The organism is Sporomusa intestinalis, assembly GCF_055383785.1.
Window position 1 is genome coordinate 446,426 of the sequence record NZ_AP042390.1, and the last position, 18,060, is coordinate 464,485.

18 protein-coding genes are annotated in these 18,060 nt (G+C 51.3%); 14 read left to right on the top strand and 4 right to left on the bottom strand.

Annotated elements, in window-relative coordinates:
• Positions 1–44: 44 nt before the first annotated feature.
• On the bottom strand, positions 45–275 hold the full coding sequence (locus ACZ481_RS02060; protein WP_464768543.1) for a hypothetical protein: 231 nt from the start codon (positions 273–275) through the stop codon (positions 45–47).
• Positions 276–389: 114 nt separating this feature from the next.
• Here ACZ481_RS02060 and yabP point away from each other — a divergent pair, with 114 nt between their 5' ends.
• The 13 genes from yabP to ACZ481_RS02125 all read left to right on the top strand — a co-directional run bounded on the left by yabP (position 390) and on the right by ACZ481_RS02125 (position 13,218).
• Positions 390–671, top strand: a complete 282-nt coding sequence (gene yabP, locus ACZ481_RS02065; protein WP_464768544.1) for a sporulation protein YabP — start codon at positions 390–392, stop codon at positions 669–671.
• A gap of 1 nt (position 672) precedes the next feature.
• Complete coding sequence (locus ACZ481_RS02070; protein ID WP_464768545.1) at positions 673–1,401, top strand: lytic transglycosylase domain-containing protein; 729 nt, start codon at positions 673–675, stop codon at positions 1,399–1,401.
• A 35-nt stretch (positions 1,402–1,436) separates the two neighbouring features.
• Positions 1,437–1,916, top strand: coding sequence for a spore cortex biosynthesis protein YabQ (gene yabQ, locus ACZ481_RS02075; RefSeq protein WP_464768546.1), 480 nt, complete (start codon positions 1,437–1,439; stop codon positions 1,914–1,916).
• 86 nt (positions 1,917–2,002) lie between these two features.
• Positions 2,003–2,290: an FtsB family cell division protein gene (locus ACZ481_RS02080; RefSeq protein WP_464768547.1), complete on the top strand. Its 288-nt coding sequence runs from the start codon at positions 2,003–2,005 to the stop codon at positions 2,288–2,290.
• A gap of 107 nt (positions 2,291–2,397) precedes the next feature.
• Entirely contained in the window at positions 2,398–2,841 is a 444-nt protein-coding gene (locus ACZ481_RS02085) for a S1 domain-containing RNA-binding protein (protein WP_464768548.1), read from the top strand.
• 236 nt (positions 2,842–3,077) lie between these two features.
• Positions 3,078–5,534 (top strand): stage II sporulation protein E, encoded by a 2,457-nt coding sequence (gene spoIIE, locus ACZ481_RS02090; protein ID WP_464768549.1) that lies wholly within the window; start codon positions 3,078–3,080, stop codon positions 5,532–5,534.
• Between the two features lie 157 nt (positions 5,535–5,691).
• A complete protein-coding gene (locus ACZ481_RS02095) occupies positions 5,692–6,453 on the top strand; it encodes a threonine/serine exporter family protein (protein ID WP_464768550.1) in 762 nt (253 codons plus the stop codon).
• A gap of 12 nt (positions 6,454–6,465) precedes the next feature.
• Positions 6,466–6,915: a threonine/serine exporter family protein gene (locus ACZ481_RS02100; RefSeq protein ID WP_464768551.1), complete on the top strand. Its 450-nt coding sequence runs from the start codon at positions 6,466–6,468 to the stop codon at positions 6,913–6,915.
• 3 nt (positions 6,916–6,918) lie between these two features.
• Entirely contained in the window at positions 6,919–8,298 is a 1,380-nt protein-coding gene (gene tilS, locus ACZ481_RS02105; protein WP_464768552.1) for a tRNA lysidine(34) synthetase TilS, read from the top strand.
• 14 nt (positions 8,299–8,312) lie between these two features.
• A complete protein-coding gene (gene hpt, locus ACZ481_RS02110; protein WP_464770561.1) occupies positions 8,313–8,852 on the top strand; it encodes a hypoxanthine phosphoribosyltransferase in 540 nt (179 codons plus the stop codon).
• Positions 8,853–8,962: 110 nt separating this feature from the next.
• Positions 8,963–10,894, top strand: a complete 1,932-nt coding sequence (gene ftsH, locus ACZ481_RS02115) for an ATP-dependent zinc metalloprotease FtsH (RefSeq protein ID WP_464770562.1) — start codon at positions 8,963–8,965, stop codon at positions 10,892–10,894.
• A 121-nt stretch (positions 10,895–11,015) separates the two neighbouring features.
• Positions 11,016–12,107, top strand: a complete 1,092-nt coding sequence (locus tag ACZ481_RS02120; RefSeq protein WP_464768553.1) for a YibE/F family protein — start codon at positions 11,016–11,018, stop codon at positions 12,105–12,107.
• A gap of 46 nt (positions 12,108–12,153) precedes the next feature.
• Entirely contained in the window at positions 12,154–13,218 is a 1,065-nt protein-coding gene (locus tag ACZ481_RS02125; protein ID WP_464768554.1) for a uroporphyrinogen decarboxylase/cobalamine-independent methonine synthase family protein, read from the top strand.
• A gap of 113 nt (positions 13,219–13,331) precedes the next feature.
• On the opposite strand, the gene ACZ481_RS02130 is transcribed toward ACZ481_RS02125, so the two are convergent.
• The 3 genes from ACZ481_RS02130 to ACZ481_RS02140 all read right to left on the bottom strand — a co-directional run bounded on the left by ACZ481_RS02130 (position 13,332) and on the right by ACZ481_RS02140 (position 16,686).
• Positions 13,332–13,967: a hypothetical protein gene (locus ACZ481_RS02130; protein WP_464768555.1), complete on the bottom strand. Its 636-nt coding sequence runs from the start codon at positions 13,965–13,967 to the stop codon at positions 13,332–13,334.
• A 629-nt stretch (positions 13,968–14,596) separates the two neighbouring features.
• Entirely contained in the window at positions 14,597–16,009 is a 1,413-nt protein-coding gene (locus ACZ481_RS02135) for a sensor histidine kinase (protein ID WP_464768556.1), read from the bottom strand.
• Positions 16,006–16,686: a response regulator transcription factor gene (locus ACZ481_RS02140; RefSeq protein WP_464768557.1), complete on the bottom strand. Its 681-nt coding sequence runs from the start codon at positions 16,684–16,686 to the stop codon at positions 16,006–16,008. Before ACZ481_RS02140 ends, ACZ481_RS02135 begins: the two co-directional genes overlap by 4 nt.
• Positions 16,687–17,070: 384 nt before the next feature.
• Between ACZ481_RS02140 and ACZ481_RS02145 the strand changes: the two genes are divergently transcribed.
• On the top strand, positions 17,071–18,054 hold the full coding sequence (locus tag ACZ481_RS02145) for a biotin--[acetyl-CoA-carboxylase] ligase (RefSeq protein ID WP_464770563.1): 984 nt from the start codon (positions 17,071–17,073) through the stop codon (positions 18,052–18,054).
• The last annotated feature ends 6 nt before the right edge of the window (positions 18,055–18,060 follow it).

Here is an 18,060-nt window from a genome sequence, read left to right on the forward strand (position 1 = left end):
AAATCTCCGCCAACTACGCCGGGGGCTGCAGGCAAGAAGAAGTGCTAACTGAAGAAAAAGCTGCACATCCATAAAACCAAGGCAGCGGCGGCATAAAATGCCGCCGTTTTCCGTGCGAACCTGGCTTCCCGTCCCCGGGCGTTATGCTGATTCAGCACCGATCCCAGTCCCCAGGCAACGACTGATGTTGTAAAAAAGACGATCAGCAGCCATAAAGTAGTTTGGTGCACAATATGATACATGAGCTTCTGCCAGTAGTAGGCGAGGTCGGCCATTACAAAACCTCCGTAAACACTTGGATTTAACCGCGCTGTTTAATCTTTGTACTAATAATCTGTTATGGGGCATATACATAACTTGAAATAGCATTGGCCGGGAGGGTGAGTTTTATGCCAATAGATAATAAGACGCCAAAGTGGCGGCATCAGCTGACACTAGTCGATAGGGAAGATCTTAATGTTGACGGGGTCGTCAGTCTGGGGAGCTATGATGAAAAAGAAATTATTATGGAAACTGAGCAGGGGATGCTGATTATTAAGGGGGAAGGTCTTAATATTAAGCAGCTTAATCTTGAACAGGGGAATATTATTATAGAAGGAATCGTAAAAGGGATGAATTACGAGGATGAACAACGGCAGCGCAAGGGGCTGCTGGAACGGTTTTTAAAATAATATGCGTAGCCGGCTCCTGTCATTATGGCTGATTCTCCTGGTTGCACTGGCAATTCAGGCTGTGGCTTACGGTCTGGCTGCCAGTCTGGCTGACTACAGCCGCAGGGCTGTATACGAAAAATTTTCGTCAGGAGCTGCGGCTATGAAGGAAGTGAGCGGACTACCCTATGCTGACAAGATAAACCAGGCCGGCCGGGTGTACGGTGTTAATCCAGAGGTTATTGCCGCTGTTGTTAAGGCGGAAAGTTCTTTTAATCCCCGGGCTTTGTCTAAGGCCGGGGCCTACGGGTTGATGCAGGTTATCCCCGGTACCTGGCGGCTGGTAAACAGCCAGGCCGGGATCTGCCGTGGCCGGCATGAAGGCGAATGCGGCAGTGCCTGTTTTTATGATCCTGATCTTAATATCGCCGTAGGCACCTATTATTTGGGGCAGTTAATACAGCGTTATGGGGCTCACTCGGAACTTGCCGTGGCTGCCTATAATGCCGGGCCTGGCGCTGTGGACAAATACGGCGGCATTCCCCCATATACCGAGACCGCCCGGTATGTTGAGCAGGTAATCGCTAATTGGTATGAGATAAGTGGCCGCTGGCCCCCAGGGGCGCTGGCCGCTAAAAAATGGGAACAGGTTGCTTTCGTGTTATGCTTGACATTTATGTTAACTGTGACGGCACTGGTTTTTGTGGGGAAACGATTATGTTGCCGGTATAAATCGCTGCGCTGGCGGTAAAGGACAGAGCGCCTTCGTACAAAAGAGGTGAACAGGTGGAGTTTTCAACGCAATTGAATACCTTCTTGCTAATTGCCGCAACTGGAATTTTGCTGGGCATGCTTTTTGACACCTACCGGGTACTGCGGGGCTACTATCGTCCTCCCTGGCTGGTTACTTCGATTACGGATTTGTTATACTGGCTGGTGGCGGCAGGCATTGCTTTTCTAGCCCTTATTATGGGTAACTGGGGTGAGTTGAGATTCTATGTGTTTATAGCGATGTTTGCTGGTGTAGCTGCCTATTACCGGCTTGTGAGTAAACAGTTTCTCAAGTTGATTATCTTTGTTTTTAAGCTGGCCGGCCGCCTGTTGCGGACCGGGAAACGTATGCTGGTGTTTACTTTTATTAAACCGGTACGGCTGTTTGTAACAGCATTGTTTTGGCCGGTCCGCTATATTGGCAGAAAGTGTTGGGCCTGGTATAAGAAACGGCAGCCACCGCCGCCGCCGCCCGAAGAGGTGCCGCCGCCATGAAATTTCCATATAAATTACCATAAATAAAAAGGAATTGCCGTTTAAAGGGCGAATACAGTTAACATCAAATGTAGTATGGTGATGTTATGGCGCAAAAACGTAAGAAAGCAACACGGTTTAGCTGGTTCAGGCTATGTGTATTAATTATGGCCGGTTACTTTTGTTATGTATTTATTCTGCAGCAGACAGAGCTTTATAAAATCCGTCGGGAAATGGATGTGGCCAATACCCGTTTGGCTCAGGCCCAAGGGGTTAATAAAACTTTGACGGCGGAGAAGGAAAAGCTGAGTATGACCGAGTATATCGAAAAAGTAGCCCGTGAGCAGCTTGGTTTGGTAAAACCGGGGGAAGTACCGTATATTCCGGCCAGATAGGCGCCATTCCTTGACACATTTTCATTATCAAGAGTATAATATGGATTGCGGGTTCCAAAACAGGCTAGAAAAAGTACGAAAGATTTTAAGGAGGAAGTTTGATTAGTATGTCCATTGAAGTTGGCAGTGTTGTAGAAGGAGTTGTGACCGGCATAACAAACTTTGGCGCTTTTGTCGAGTTGCCGGGTGGGAAGGTAGGATTAATTCACATCTCTGAAGTTGCTGACGTATACGTCCGCGATGTCAAAGATTTTTTGAAGGAACAAGACAAGGTTAAGGTAAAGGTCTTATCTGTAGACGATCGCGGCAAAATTGGCCTTTCTATTAAGCAGCTGCAGCCTCCCGCTCCAAGAAAGCAGCATTCCAACGATTTCCGTCGCTCTAATAGAGTGAACAGCTTGACCTTTGAAGATAAGCTAAGTAAATTTTTAAAAGACAGTGATGAGCGCCTGACTGATTTAAAGCGCAACACCGATTCCAAACGTGGCGGCAATGGTGGCCGGGGTGGTGCCGGCGGCGGCGGTGGCAGTGCAGCGCGCCGGGCTGAATAAATATAAGGTATTTGTATAGTTTTATTGGATTATCGACAAAAAATGGAATAGTTTAATCGGAAAAATAGAACTAAAACCACTTGGTCATGCTGACCGGGTGGTTTTTTGCATAAAAGCATACCTTTTATGTCGGATTTTTTTTAGGGCTGGGTGACGCAAATAGACAAACATTTTCATGGAAATATCTGTAAAATCTTAGGTGCAGTGTAAGACACTTTTTACAGGGGTGAAAAATCATGCCAAAAGTATCTATTATTACCCTGCCTGAAGAAATGCTGCAGGCGCCGCCGGTGCGGCAGCCGGCAGATTCTGTGCCTGAGGATAAGCCGGGGTTTCCGTGGCGGGAATTCTTTGAGTGGATCAGGCTGAGCTTAAAGGCTCTGTTTCATCAGGACAACCTGCCGGTCAACCTCCTGGCACTCTTAATTGGGCGGGTTTCGCTTATGGGAGAGATAGCCCCGTTCGGGCTGGCTTTATTTGCCGCCATTGCCGGGCTGGCCCGGGAGCGGGCCGCCGCTGCAGGCGTGTGGGCACTGGCCGGCGTAATCAGCGCGGGCTTTTATCAGGAGGGGATTATTTACTTATTGTCAATGCTTCTCTATTGGCGCTTGTCGGACAAGCTTTCGCGCTATGAGAAAAAAGTACAGGCGATTCCGTTGTTTATGTTTGGCTGTGTGTTTTTAAGCGGGATGGCCCTTACCTCCCTGGGAGAAGCTTCGTTGTATGGCGCTATGCTGGTTGTGTTTAATGCAACATTATGCATGATATTGGTTTTTATTTTTCAATATGGAGTGCCGCTGTTCCTGAATAATAAACTGTATCAGGCCGGGGCGGAAAACCTGATTTGTGGAATGATTATGCTGGCCACCGCGGTAGCCGGGCTGGGCAGCTTGACGATATATGATTTTAGCGTGCGTAATATTGCCGGCTCGCTTATCGCCATGACCCTGGCGTTTAGCGGCGGTTCCGGGCTGGGGGCTTCAGTCGGCATTATCACCGGCCTGGCTGTTGGTTTAAGCGACGGGAACGCCGCCTCCACCATTGCCATGTATGCGTTGGCAGGCATGTTGGGCGGGTTGTTCCGGGAAATGGGCAAGGCCGCCGTATTGTTAGGTTTTATTTTAGGCAGTGCCATTGCCGTATTATATCTGGGGCAGCCTGGTGAACTGCTGCTGGCAATGGGCGAGGCGGCGGTGGCCGGGGCCGCCTTTATGCTGGTTCCTGCCGCCAGGATGAGCCAATGGCGGGAACCATGCATAGACGAGGCCGGCAGTGCCGAGGCTGTGCGGCAGACGGTCAACACAGCCGTGGATAAGCTGAATAATATTGCTGATATCTTTAAGGACTTATCGGGGGTCTTTGATTCGGGCCGTATGAATGATAATGCGGCCTATAGCGCAAAAATTAAAGACCGGCAGCTGGCGCACATGCTGTCGGCAGTGGGGGAACGCATCTGCGGACCCTGTGAATGCCGGAGCAAATGCTGGGATCGTGATTTTTACCAAACCTACCAGGCTATGCTTGATATGCTGGCGTTGGCTGAAGCCGGCAAGCTTAAAGCAGAGGCGATTCCCGCTGGTATAAGAGACACCTGCATAAACCAGCAGGAATTAGTGGCTCTAATTAGCCAGGTGGCGGACAGTAACAGGACGCACTGGTACTGGCACAAAAAACTGACAGAATGCCGTCAGGTGGCCGTTGAACAGATGAAAGCCACCGGGGTCATTATTGGCAATCTGGCACAGGAGTTAAAGAGAGGTCCCCAGACAGACGCCGAGGTTGCGGGTATGCTGGCAGAGCGGGCCTCAGTCCTGGGCTGCCCGCTAAGCAGGGTACGGGTAATTGGCGAGCGGGGCAAGGTGACTGTGGAGGCCCATAAAGCGGTGTGCGATGGGACGCGGGAGTGCGTCAATACGGTTCTGCCGCTTACAGCCAATTTATTGCAGGAAAAAATGGCACTACAGGCGGAGTGCGGCAGTAAGATACGGAATAAGACCTGTAAATTAACGATGGAACTGGGGGAACGCTATTTTGTGGAAACAGGCATGGCAACAGTGGCCAAAGAGAGCGGCGGGATTTCTGGCGATACCTGTATTGCCCAGCCTGTCGGCCGGGGCCGGACAGCACTTATCCTAAGTGACGGTATGGGGAGCGGGGAAGCAGCGGCCAGCGGGAGCGGACATGCTGTGAAATTTCTCCAGCAGCTGCTGGCGGCAGGTTTTGAAGTGGATACAGCCATTAAAACAGTTAATTCCATGTTGTTGATAAAAATGCCGGGAGATATGTTTGCTACCGTGGATATGGCCGTGGTGGACACGTTTACCGGGGAAACAGAGTTTTTGAAAGTGGGCTCGGCTCCCAGCTATATAAAACGGGTGCGGGAAGTGACGACAATTAATCCGGCCGCCCCGCCGATGGGCATATTGGAGAATGTCGAGATCGAACCGGTGCGGCGGGTATTGGCTCCAGGTGATATTATTGTGATGGTAAGTGACGGCATGATTGACGCGGCCCGCAGCTCGGAACGGGAAACCTGGGTGGCGAACTTCCTTCGCCGCACAGGGAGCGAGCGGCCGCAGGATATTGCCGAGAGATTGTTGAAACAGGCAATCGACCTGGCAGGCGGTGTGGCTAAAGATGATATGGCGGTGCTGGTAGCCAGGGTGGCTGAGCGGCCGGAGACTGTGCAGTAGCGGCTGGAGCAAACAGAGTCAGACAAAACCATGACTCCGTTTGCTCCGTTTATTTTATGCCGCTACCGGAAAGACTACCATAATGCCTAATTTATGGCAGGAAATTATTCCGACAGGCGCGAATTGACAACTAAAACAGGCAGCGGCGGGGGAAAATATGCAAATCCTGTTAGAGCAGATAATCGACATAACAATTCTGGCCGGGGAGATTATGCTGAAGAATGGGGCTGAAACCAGCCGGGTGGAGGAAACTATGTTTCATATTGCCCGGTCATTAGGGGCCGCGAAGGTGGAGAGTTTTGTCATCCCTACCGGTGTGTTTGTTACTGTCACTGATACGGCAGGGCGGACCAGCACGGTCATGCGCCGGGTGCATGACCGGACAATTAACCTTGACCGTATTGCCAAAGTAAATGAATTATCCTGGCGGCTGGCAGGCAGGCGGATCGATTATCAGCAAGCCTATGCCCATCTTGAGCGCATTGCCAGAGAACGAACCGGCTTTTCCCTTGTTCCCTCCATGCTGGCCTCCGGGACAGTGGGCGGGGCGGCAGCCATTCTCCTGAATGCCGGCGTAGCCGAGAGCCTGGCTGCTTTTTGCACCGCGCTGATTGTCCGGTATATTGCTCATGTTATTTCCCGTCTGCATGGTGTTAAGTTTACTTTTGAATTCTTCGGCGGCATGACAGCGGCGATGGTGGGGATGTTGTTCAGCCATATGTGGCCGGAGCTCCGGCCGGACAATGTGGTTGTGGGGGGAATCATGCCGCTAGTGCCGGGAGTGGCCATAACCAACGCGATCCGGGATGTTATTGCCGGTGACCTGCTAAGCGGGTTGTCCCGCGGCCTTGATGCCGCGTTGACTGCTGTGGCAGTATCCATGGGGGTTGTAATCATTTTGGCCGTCAGCACATATTGATTGGGGTGATATATGTTTATTGTTAAGGTGATTGCGGTTTTGGCGATGGGCACTGCGATTGGTGTCCTGTACCGCATTCCCCGCCAGCTTCTGGGGTATGCAAGTGCTACCGGGGTGGTGGGGTGGCTCGTTATGTATGGAGTGGTTCTGAATGGGGTAAACAGTATTATGGCCAATTTTCTTGGCAGTATGGCTGTTGGCTTGCTTGCTGAACTTTTGGCCAGAATTCTGAAAAAGCCAGCAACAATTTTTATTGTTCCCGGCTTTATTCCTTTAGTCCCGGGGCGTGAAGCCTACACGGCCATGCGTTTTATGGTCGAGGGACGGTATGACGAAGGGGTAGCCATGGGCATGCTGACCCTGTTAACGGGGGGCGCGATTGCTTTCGGTATTTTTGTAAGTTCTACTTTGTATCGGTTAACACGCTCGGGTACAGAATATCAAATAGGGAGCCGGGGATAGAGGATGCTTGATAAAATAAAGGCCTGGGCAAGCCGTCACCGGCTGTTAGCACCGGGGAGCCGGATTTTGGCGGCTTGTTCGGGCGGCCCTGACTCGCTGGCTCTTGTGCACATACTTAACCAGCTGCAGGCTGAATATGGCTTTTGCCTGGCAGTAGCCCATATAAACCATATGTTTCGCCCCGAAGCCGCGCAGGAAGCAGAGTTTGTTGCGGATTTTTCTGCCGGACTGGGGCTTACCTGTCATATAACAACAATTGATGTTCCTGCCTATCAGCAGGCCAATAAACTGTCGGCCGAGGAAGCCGGGCGGACACTCCGGTATCAATATCTGCGTCAGGTGGCTGCTGACTGGGGCGGGGCGCGGATTGCCACAGGCCATCACCGGGACGACCAGGCGGAAACGGTACTGATCAATCTGCTGCGCGGCGCCGGCAGCGGCGGACTGCGGGGCATGCGCCCGCTAAGCGGTGATATTATCAGGCCCCTGCTGTCTGTAAGCCGCCGGGAGATCGAAGAATACTGCCGCAGCCAGCATTTGACTCCCTGCCAGGACAGTTCTAATTTTACAACCGAATATTTACGGAACCGGGTTAGACTGAACCTGCTGCCGGCGCTGGAAACCGAGTATAATCCCTCCATCCGTGAGGCGTTATGGCGCCTGGCCGTGCTGGCCGGGGATGAACATGATTATATTTGTCAGGAAGCCGGCAAACTATGGGGAACAATAATTAGTGACGACCAGGGTAAGGCCAGCATTAACAGCCAGGCTTTGGCCGGTTTGCATCCGGCCCTGCAGCGCGCCTGTATCCGGCAGGTTATTGAGAAAAAACGTGGCAACCTGACAGGAATAAGCTTTATTCATGTGGAAAATTTAATTACTATGGCCTTACGGGGTGACGTCGGTTCACAGCTGACACTGCCGGGGGGGCTCTTTGCCAGGCGAACCTACACAACGCTGGAAGTAGGGACCGCCTGTCTTACGGCCGGGAAACACCGGCTGGAAGCTGCGATAGAACTCGCGATTCCTGGCATAACAAGGATAAATGGCTTGACGGTAATGGCCGAGATCGTTTCTGCGCCGTCCGCCGCCGGGCGGGCAACGGCAGTTTTTGATTTTGAACAGCTCTGTTTGCCGGTTACCCTCCGGGGCCGCCTGCCAGGTGACCGGTTCCGGCCGCGCGGGCTTAACGGCAGCAAGAAAATCAAAGATTTTTTTATTGATAGCAAGGTGCCTGCAGCGCAGCGGGACGCTATCCCCATTGTTTCTGATCAGCAGGAAATTATCTGGATAGCCGGCTATCGCCAAAGTGAACATGGCCGCATCACTGGCAATACGAAAAAAATTTTGCAGCTTACTATTACTAAACAGGAGGAAATTTGAATATGAGTAATAATATGATGGATGACGTGGAGAAAATATTGCTTAGTGAGGAAGAGCTTGCTGCCCGGATTAGGGAAATGGGCGAGGCGATCACTGCTGATTATGCAGGCAAAGAAATATTGATGATTGGAATTCTGCGGGGTGCGGTTATCTTTATGTCTGATCTGGCCCGGGCCGTCAAGCTGAGTGTGGCTATCGATTTTATGGCTGTTTCCAGTTATGGGGCCGCGACTTCCTCCAGCGGCGTTGTCAGGATTTTAAAAGACCTGGATGAAGATGTGGAAAATAAGCATATCCTGATTGTCGAGGATATTATTGATTCCGGGCTGACCTTAAACTACCTGATGGAAAACCTTTGGTCCCGTAAACCGGCCAGCATCAAAATCTGTACGTTGCTAAACAAGCCTGAGCGGCGTAAGGTGGAGGTGCCAATTGCCTACAATGGTTTTACAATTCCCGATTACTTTGTTATCGGCTATGGATTGGATTATGCCGAAAAATATCGTAATCTTCCGTTTATCGGGGTGCTTAAGCCTGAAGCCTATGCAGGATAAATGTTTTTCCGTAATTGTCAATTATTACTTAGTATGCTATAATTATGCGATATGAATGGTAACATGTTTCTAACGCCGTTTTTGTGGTCCAGCGAGAGGAGGGCTACTTGTTGAACAAGTTTTTCCGGAATGTAAGTTTTTACCTGTTGATTATCATTATCGCAATTTCGATAATCGACTATTATTCGTCACGGACGACCCCTAAGCAGGAAATCAGCTATACTCAGTTCCTGAAGCAGGTAGAGGAACAGAAGGTTGAGCGGGTGACTATTGTTGACAATACCATTCGCGGTAAGCTGAAAGACGGGCAGGAGTTTGCCACCATTGCTCCCAATGATCCCACGCTGATCAATGAACTGCGGGAAAAAGGCGTGGATATCAAGGCAGAACAGCCGCCTCAGCCCCCGTGGTGGACGACTATTTTTTCTTCTATTCTGCCAATGCTGTTGCTCATTGGTGTGTGGTTTTTCATCATGCAGCAGACCCAGGGTGGCGGCAACCGGGTAATGTCGTTCGGCAAATCACGGGCTAAGCTGCATGGGGAAGAGAAAACCAAGGTTACGTTTGCGGATGTGGCCGGCGCGGATGAATCCAAGCAGGAATTGGAGGAAGTTGTCGAATTTCTGAAGCATCCCAAAAAGTTTAATGATTTGGGGGCGCGCATCCCGAAAGGTGTGCTGTTATTCGGGCCGCCTGGCACAGGTAAAACGTTACTGGCAAGAGCGGTAGCCGGTGAAGCCGGTGTTCCTTTCTTCAGTATCAGCGGCTCTGACTTTGTGGAGATGTTTGTTGGTGTCGGGGCATCAAGGGTACGGGACCTGTTTGAACAGGCCAAGAAGAGTGCTCCCTGCATTGTATTTATTGACGAAATTGACGCTGTCGGCCGTCAGCGCGGAGCCGGTCTTGGCGGCGGCCATGATGAGCGGGAGCAGACATTAAATCAGCTGCTTGTGGAAATGGATGGCTTTGGTGTCAATGAGGGGATCATTATTATTGCTGCCACCAACCGTCCGGACATTCTTGATCCGGCTTTGCTGCGTCCCGGCCGGTTTGACCGCCAGATTGTGGTTGACCGCCCTGATGTAAAAGGCCGGCTGGAGATCTTGAAAGTACACACCAGAGGCAAACCTGTTGCCAAGGAAGTGGACCTTGATGTGCTGGCACGCCGGGCCCCGGGTTTTACCGGTGCCGATTTGAGCAATCTGGTCAACGAGGCCGCGTTGCTGGCTGCCCGGCGCAATAAACGCCGTATTGAAATGCCTGAGCTGGAAGAAGCCGTTGAGCGGGTGGTCGCAGGACCTGAGCGCAAATCCAAGGTTATCAGCGACAAAGAGAAAAAGCTCACAGCCTATCATGAAGCCGGGCATGCGCTTGTCGGCATGATGCTCACCCATACCGATCCTGTACACAAAGTATCCATTATTCCCCGCGGCCGGGCCGGCGGTTATACCCTGATGCTGCCGAAGGAAGACCGGTACTATGCTACCAGGACCGAACTGTTGGAGCAGCTTAACACACTGCTCGGCGGCCGGGTTGCCGAGGCGGTGGTGTTGGGTGAAATCAGCACCGGTGCCCAGAATGACCTGGAGCGTGCCACCGATCTGGCGCGCAAGATGATTACAGAATATGGTATGAGCGAGGCACTGGGGCCGATTACCTTTGGCCGCCGCCAGGAACAGCAGGTGTTCCTGGGCCGGGATATCTCCCGGGACCGCAACTACAGTGAAGAGGTAGCCTACTCAATTGACAAGGAAGTCCGGCGGATGATTGAAGCCGCTTACGCTAAAACTGAAGGAATGCTGAAGGACAATATTGAGAAGCTGCATCTGGTAGCTACTGCGCTGTTAGAACGGGAAACCCTGGAAGGCGAGGAGCTTGCACAGCTGTTAAACCAGGGCAAAATAAATGAAAAAGATGAAAATAGCGATGATAATCAACCCCCTGTTGACATCATGGCGCCTGTCAATGCCCAGAATGGGCCTGACGACGGCACAGGGCCTAAGGTTGTATATAGTTTTGGGTTGCCGGATTCACGCTATTAATTGGTGTACTAAACACGGCAGGAATTTATCCTGCCGTGTTTTTATTGCCTGTCAGCCGTTTTTTAGTTGAAAGAATCGCTTGGGTGGGCTAATATGGAGATAGCTAGACAGGAGGGTTAGTTTGAAAAAACTGCTATTGTTGATTCTGGTAATGTTATTGCCAACCGGTATTATGCAGGCAGCCCCGGCCCCAGCCCCGGTTGCCTATGAAAAGGGGATAGTGGTCTTTGTCGGCCCCCTGGGTCAGTCTATGCAGAAACAGTATCAGCTGGCGAAGGGCGAGCTTGTCAGTATCAGGCTGACAAGTGGACCGGAAGCCGGTAAGGTTGTTGATACGTTTAATTTTGTCTCCACCCATTCGGCGTATGAGATAAAGGTCAACCCCGGGGATAAAGTAATTGTCGCCGTTACCCATGACCTGGGGAAAACCAGCTATTATGTCAGTGATTTTGACCGTTTTGACTACGTATATGTTTTAGGCGGCTTGTTTGTTCTGGCGCTGATTGTATTCGGCGGCTTTATTGGCGCTAAGTCCGTATTTGTTATTGCCTTTTCCGTGCTGCTGATTTTTAAGTTTTTCATCGGTCAGGTGCTTGCTCATCAATACAGCCTGACCCTGCTGACCCTAGCCGTGGCGGCAGTGATTGCCATGGCTACGCAAATTGTCATCAGCGGCTTATCCAAAAAGACGCTGGCCGCTGTGCTGGGCACAATCGGCGGTGTGGCAATAGCCGGGCTGCTTTCCATGGCGTCGATAAAACTTATGCATCTGACAGGGCTTGATTCGGAGGAAGCCATGTTGCTTAAAGCATCAACCTTAGCTAATATTGATTTCCAGGGGGTGCTGTTCGCCGGTATGGTCTTTGGGGCGCTGGGAGCTGTTATGGATGTTACCATTTCCATTGCCTCCGCTGTATATGAAGTCAAGAGCGTACAGCCGGCGATCCGCTTTAAGGAGCTGGTGCGGGCGGGCATGAATGTGGGACGGGATATTATGGGGACAATGTCTAATACATTGATCCTTGCCTATGCCGGCAGCGCGCTGCCGCTGATGCTGCTGATCGCCTCGCAGCAAAATGCGCCGATGCTGAAAATCCTTAACCTAAATCTGATTGTGACTGAGTTTGCCAGGGCGCTGACCGGCAGCATCGGCCTGATTTGTGCCATACCGCTGACGGCAATGATTGCCGCTGTGCTGCTTAACCGGGAATAATGACAATCCGGGAGGCCGCTCCCGGAGTTACAGGGAGGAAAAACATATGAGCTGGATAAAACCGCACCGGGCCACCGGCATTGGGAGCCTACCCTATCAGGAGGAGGAGACTGCGCTTACGGTAATTGCCGCAGCAATGCCTTACTGGCCTCACTGGCCTCAATTGCCGGCTAAGATGCCTGAGCAGGGTTTTGTTGTGCAGTATGTACAGCCGCTGATTAAGTTGGGTGTATTATCGGTTAGCCCGCTTAAAGATCCGGTTTTTGACCGGCTGGCACCTGGCTGGGCCGATAAAGCGGCTGAGTTTTTTGAACAATATATGCAGTTTATGAATGGCAATGACGGTGCTGCCGGCAGTTTTGCCCTGACAGGGGAAGCGTTTGCCGGGCTGGATGCTTTCACCGGCCATTTTCACCGCTATTTCCCCCGGGCGGAAGGCGTAAAGGGCCATATCAGCGGGCCGCTGACAGTTGGTCTGCAGATCAAGGATGAGCGGGGACGAGCTTGTTTTTATGATGAGTCGCTGCGGGACATACTGGTCAAATGTCTGGCTGTGCAGGCAGTGCTTGAGGCCAGGCGCCTTAAGGCGCTCGGCTACCCTGTGCTGATCTTTATTGACGATCCCGGTTTATTTCTAATCGACACATCCACCCATATAACGCTAACCAGGGCAGACGCGGCAGCAGCCCTTACCGTTCTTATCAACGCCCTGCACCGGGAGGGTGTCCGGGTGGGCGTTCATACCTGCGCCGCGATCGACTGGTCAGTTCTTTTTGCCTTGCCACTGGATATGATAAGCTTTGATGCATACCATTACTTTACCGGCATGGCGCTGCAGGCCGAAGGACTCGCCGGCTATCTGCAGCAAGGGGGCAAACTGGCGTGGGGGTTGATACCAACCTCCGAGGAGGCCTGGCAGGAAACACCGGCGACAATTCTTGACCGGTTTGAAGGGCAGGCCGCTGAGTTGGCGGAACGGGGCATTGATCCGGCTGTCTTTAGGGACAATATGATATGGACACCCAGCTGTGGTACGGGGGCATTACCCTATGACCTGGCCAGGCATATTTATGAGTTAACAGCAGGTGTAGCCGCCCGGTTGGATGGCTAATAAGCAGTTGAAAAAATAAACAGCGGGAGTGCTGCAGGTGCCCGCCTGACAAAAGACTGGAGGAGAGCAGCCTTTGGCAGTGCGAACCTGTGAGCATTCCCGCTTTTATGGTTTTAGGGCTGGGGTTTATGTTTGTCCCGGCCTGTTTCCTGTTTTAGCGCTTTAAGGTCAATGCCAAGTTCGGCGGCAACATCATGCCAGGTGTTATTAACCTTTTTCAGAGCGATCACTTGAGCAATGTCCTGGTTGCTTTCCTTGGCAAGTAAGCCGGCCATCGCAATATCGCGGTGGTGATAGCCTTGGTTGAACAGGTCCTGCACGTCTTCCTGATTCAGGCTGTATTTGAGAGAGATGCGTTTGGCAGCTAATTCCTGGCGAACCGCTTTGGCTTTCTCTTTATCGATACCCAGGGTATCGGCAACATCTTTCCAGGTATTTGTTTCTGTTTTCAAAGCCAGAACCGACTCGAACGACTGGCCGCTGACTTTGGCGTAAAAGGCAGCGTGGTACAAATCTTTGCTATCCCTGCCTTCTTGTTGGTATTTGCTGATGAGAGCCTCATCGAGCCCAAAGTCTGATGACAGACGTTTAGCCGCCTCTTCGGGATCAAGTTTACGGCATTTTTGATGGTAGGCCGGCTGGTCTTTGGTTGTTTCGGCCTGGGCGATCAGGGGAATGGCAATGCCGCCAAGCATAAAAGCCCCGATAACAAAAGCGGCAATTGCTTTACGTGATACTTTGGAAAACATGTAAAATCCCTCCGCTATTTATTTTTTTCTATGTTATCAGCTGTCAAGCTGCTACATATAGGATAGCGGAAAAATATGACAAAAATATGACAAAATGATCCAATTTGGATTTTTATGGATTTTTTTATCCTGATAGACAGTCATGCCGTTACAACGGCACCAGCAAAGAATGAAAAATGCTATTTTTCAGGATAGAAAGGTTAACTTTCCCTGCATAAGGCAACATCGGCTTCCCCTTTCGCCATAGGCTCGGCGCAAGCCGTGTTTACTTTATATATATCAGAATGTATAAGTTTGAGAGGCTGAAAGTCCTTATAAAATTAGGGGAACTAAGGTCAATGCCCAGCTTGAGCAGCGACGGTGCCCCCGCACCCCCGGTAATCCCCCGGCCCTTTGCCGGAAAAAGCGTTTCGCAGGAGAAAAGCCGGGCGGTATTCGTTAAGAAATCCGTACTGTTTGAGCGGAGCGAGTTACGGATTTTAGGAATACCGCCCGGCTTTTCAGCTTTTGAAGGCTTCGGGCCTAGACTTTTTGCTTACTTTTGTGGCGATGACAAAAGTAAGACACGGCCCTTGCATTCCAGATCAACTGACGTGTGCAAAGCCAAAGGACCGCGGCAGCGGTTTTTCTTATTTTGCCGGTAAAGTAATAGTAAAAGTAGTAGTCTTGCCCGGTATACTATCAGCACTGACAGTACCGCCCATAGCTGTTACCAGTTTTTTGGTAATTGCTAATCCTAAGCCTGTGCCGCCATCGCGGCGGGAGCGGGACTTATCAACCCGGTAGAATCTTTTCCAAATAAACGGCAGATGCTCCGCCGGAATCCCCGGGCCCGTATTGCTCACAGCAATTATTGTTTGCTGGTGGTGGGTTTGGGCGGTTATGCTTATTTCGGAACCGAAATCGGCATGGCGTATGGCATTTGTCAAAAGATTGGCCAGCACCTGGCCGAGGCGGTCAGGGTCAGCAACCACCACCAGGTTGGCTCCTGTTAAGTTTGTCGTCAATATTAGCGATTTCCCTTCAAGGAAGGGGGTTAGTTTGGCGGTATGGGCAGTGATTAGTTCTGAAAGCGATACCTGCTCGCGGACAATAGTCAGTTCACCGGACTCAAGCTGCGATAAATCGAGCAAATCGCCAACAAGCCGGCCAATGCGTTTGGTTTCGCCAACAATGCTTGTAAGATAGCGTTTTCGCTGCTCCGGTGTTTTTGCCAGTCCGTCCAGCATGGTTTCCGCTAGCGCCTGGATGGAGGCAACCGGTGTTTTTAGTTCATGGGAGACATCGGACAAAAAGTCCCGGCGGTTTTGTTCTGTTTGCGCCAGTTCGGCCGCCATACTGTTAAAGGTGCGGCCAAGCTGGCCGATCTCGTCAGACTGGACCGCACTGGTCCGGCTTTGATAATCACCACCGGCAAAAGCGGCCGCTGCCCGGCTAATATCGGCAAGCGGGCGGGTTAGGCTGCGGGCCATTAGCAGTCCGATTAGGGCTGCCGCCAAAATACCGGCTCCCAGTGAATAAAGGAGCAGTTGTTCAAGTGCCAGAGCGGTACGGGTGGCACCTTTAACCGGTGAGAAGAGAAACAAGGCTGCCTGCTGGCCTGAATTCTGGGCCGGCAGCGGCAAGGCGGCAATGATGGCCGGCTCGCCGCGACGGCGGGGTTTGAGAACTTTCTGGCTGCCGGTGCCATCCTGCCAATCGGCCCGGTTCCAAAATTCGGACAGATTTTGGAGATGGCGGCTTTGCCAGCGGGCCGGCGGCTGACCGGCAATAATCTGACCGGTTTTATCCATAATCCAGATATCGCCGCCAGCCATGTCGCTCATGGCGTCAAGCAGGGCGTCCGAGGGTTTCTGCCCGTCCGTCAGCAGCGGGGTTACTATCGCCGCTGCCGCACTGCCTTTGGCCAGCAGATCGAGTCGTTTGTTTTCCACAACATGCTCCCGTACCAGGTAGGACATTAATAATCCCAGCGTCAGCATACTTACCAGGATGATTACCAGATGGGAAAGCAGCAGTTTGCCAAAAATAGAGCGCATCATTTGCTGGTTACCTCGAATTTATAGCCTACGCCCCATACGGTATGGATGTAGCTGAAATCAGGATTATCAATTTTTTGCCGCAGCCGTTTTATGGTGGCATCCACTGTGCGGTCAGCTCCGTCAAAATCATAACCCCAGACATTGATTAAGAGCTGGTCACGGGAAAACGCCATTTTGGCATGGCGGGCCAAAAATATGAGCAATTCAAATTCCTTCGGTGACAAAGCTGTGCTTTGATTGCCGGAATGCACGGCCAGGGCCCCTTGATCAATGCTTAACCCGGGGAATTCCAAGCGGGCACCGGTTTCCGTAATCAGGCCGCTGCGCCGCAGCACGGCCTTGACACGGGCCATAACCTCCCGCGGGCTAAAGGGTTTAGTAATATAATCGTCGGCGCCCAGGGAAAAGCCGGTTAATTTGTCGTTTTCCCCACTTTTGGCGGTTAAAAAGATGACAGGCACATTGCGCTCAATGGCTTCACAGATTTCCCAGCCGGACCGCTTGGGCAGCATGACATCAAGAATTAACAAATCGGGGCAATATTCTTCTTCAATAGCCATTGCTTGCTGACCATCAGCCGCAGTAAATACTTTAAAGCCCTCCTGCTCAAGATAAAGCTGCAGGACTTCGGTTATGTTAGGCTCATCATCAGCCACCAGTACCTTAATTTGTTCCATAAAGGCCACCTCACATCCTATAAAAATAGGTCATTTTTGGATCCAATACAGGTTTATGCGGGTAGAAACTATGAAGTTGTCTAATTGTTATTCTATAGAAATGCTATCATACTCCTCTTCTGGTTGTAAATGCAAGAATTCTGCTTAGTGTCTTGACCACATTATCTTTTTCGTTTGATGACGGCCAAAATGACCAATGGCGGCGTCAGCCCCTCCTAGCAGACCCTTTCCCGTATGCGTCGTCGGTGCTTACTTGCCCTTTGCCATTTTGTCTCGCCCTAAAACTAAAATATAACATGGCCAAGACACTAACGGTCAGATTGACAATCGTCAACCAGTGATTTATTATTAGGATAACAATAATGCTTTCCGAGGTGAATGATGTTGCGCTCAGCGATACTTGAGGTGCTGAAAAATAATTCCGGACAATATATATCGGGGGAAGATATTTCCCAGACCTTAGCCGTTTCGAGAACCGCAGTATGGAAACATATCCGGGCCCTTAAAGAGGATGGCTATGATATTGAGGCTCATCCACGGCTTGGTTATGCGTTGCGGCATAATACAGACAGGCTGTTGCCGGCCGAGATTAAAGCCCAGTTGACCAGCAGTATTTTGGGGCGGGAAATTTATTATTTTAGCGAGACTGATTCAACTAATAATGAGGCCAAAAAACTGGCAGCCAAGGGCTGCCCCGAGGGGACCGTGGTTGTGGCCGAGGCTCAGGCCGGCGGGCGGGGCCGCCTGGCCCGAGGCTGGTTTTCACCGTACGGCAAAGGGATTTGGCTGTCGGTTGTGCTGCGGCCGCCGTTTAGCCCGCTGGAGGCTGCCAAATGCACTTTAATGGCAGCTGTTGCCGTTAACCGGACTATTAATGCGGTGACCGGTGCCGGTTGCGGCATTAAATGGCCTAACGATATCCTGTGCAATGGCCGCAAGGTAGTGGGCATACTTACAGAAATGAGTGCGGAGATGGATGCGATTAACCATATTGTAATCGGCATGGGGATTAACGTGAATATCGAGCCCCTGGATTTTCCGGCTGAAATTGCTGCCACTGCCACTTCGCTGGCTATTGTTTCCGGGCACCAGGTTTCAAGACTTAAGCTGCTGACTGCCATTCTTGCTGAATTGGAGAGCACTTATGCTTCTGTTAAAACTTCAGGCTTTGAGTCAGTGCTGGCTGATTGGCGGAGCCAGTCAATCACGCTGGGCCAGCAGGTGGATGTCCGGGGGATTGACCGCAGCTTTACCGGTAGGGCTGTTGATATTGACGCTGATGGTGCCCTTTTAATTAAAACCGCTCAAGGGCTGGAAAGGGTCCTGGCAGGTGATGTATCGATTCGCCCGGCTGCGCCTACGGAATGATTGCTG

What these genes read in the sequence shown, in the direction of transcription:
- ACZ481_RS02060 (WP_464768543.1), bottom strand. Translation starts at nt 275, where the DNA reads ATGGCCGACCTCGCCTACTACTGGCAGAAGCTCATGTATCATATTGTG.
- yabP (WP_464768544.1), top strand. Translation starts at nt 390, where the DNA reads ATGCCAATAGATAATAAGACGCCAAAGTGGCGGCATCAGCTGACACTA.
- ACZ481_RS02070 (WP_464768545.1), top strand. Translation starts at nt 673, where the DNA reads ATGCGTAGCCGGCTCCTGTCATTATGGCTGATTCTCCTGGTTGCACTG.
- ACZ481_RS02080 (WP_464768547.1), top strand. Translation starts at nt 2,003, where the DNA reads ATGGCGCAAAAACGTAAGAAAGCAACACGGTTTAGCTGGTTCAGGCTA.
- ACZ481_RS02085 (WP_464768548.1), top strand. Translation starts at nt 2,398, where the DNA reads ATGTCCATTGAAGTTGGCAGTGTTGTAGAAGGAGTTGTGACCGGCATA.
- spoIIE (WP_464768549.1), top strand. Translation starts at nt 3,078, where the DNA reads ATGCCAAAAGTATCTATTATTACCCTGCCTGAAGAAATGCTGCAGGCG.
- ACZ481_RS02095 (WP_464768550.1), top strand. Translation starts at nt 5,692, where the DNA reads ATGCAAATCCTGTTAGAGCAGATAATCGACATAACAATTCTGGCCGGG.
- ACZ481_RS02100 (WP_464768551.1), top strand. Translation starts at nt 6,466, where the DNA reads ATGTTTATTGTTAAGGTGATTGCGGTTTTGGCGATGGGCACTGCGATT.
- tilS (WP_464768552.1), top strand. Translation starts at nt 6,919, where the DNA reads ATGCTTGATAAAATAAAGGCCTGGGCAAGCCGTCACCGGCTGTTAGCA.
- hpt (WP_464770561.1), top strand. Translation starts at nt 8,313, where the DNA reads ATGATGGATGACGTGGAGAAAATATTGCTTAGTGAGGAAGAGCTTGCT.
- ACZ481_RS02125 (WP_464768554.1), top strand. Translation starts at nt 12,154, where the DNA reads ATGAGCTGGATAAAACCGCACCGGGCCACCGGCATTGGGAGCCTACCC.
- ACZ481_RS02130 (WP_464768555.1), bottom strand. Translation starts at nt 13,967, where the DNA reads ATGTTTTCCAAAGTATCACGTAAAGCAATTGCCGCTTTTGTTATCGGG.
- ACZ481_RS02135 (WP_464768556.1), bottom strand. Translation starts at nt 16,009, where the DNA reads ATGATGCGCTCTATTTTTGGCAAACTGCTGCTTTCCCATCTGGTAATC.
- ACZ481_RS02140 (WP_464768557.1), bottom strand. Translation starts at nt 16,686, where the DNA reads ATGGAACAAATTAAGGTACTGGTGGCTGATGATGAGCCTAACATAACC.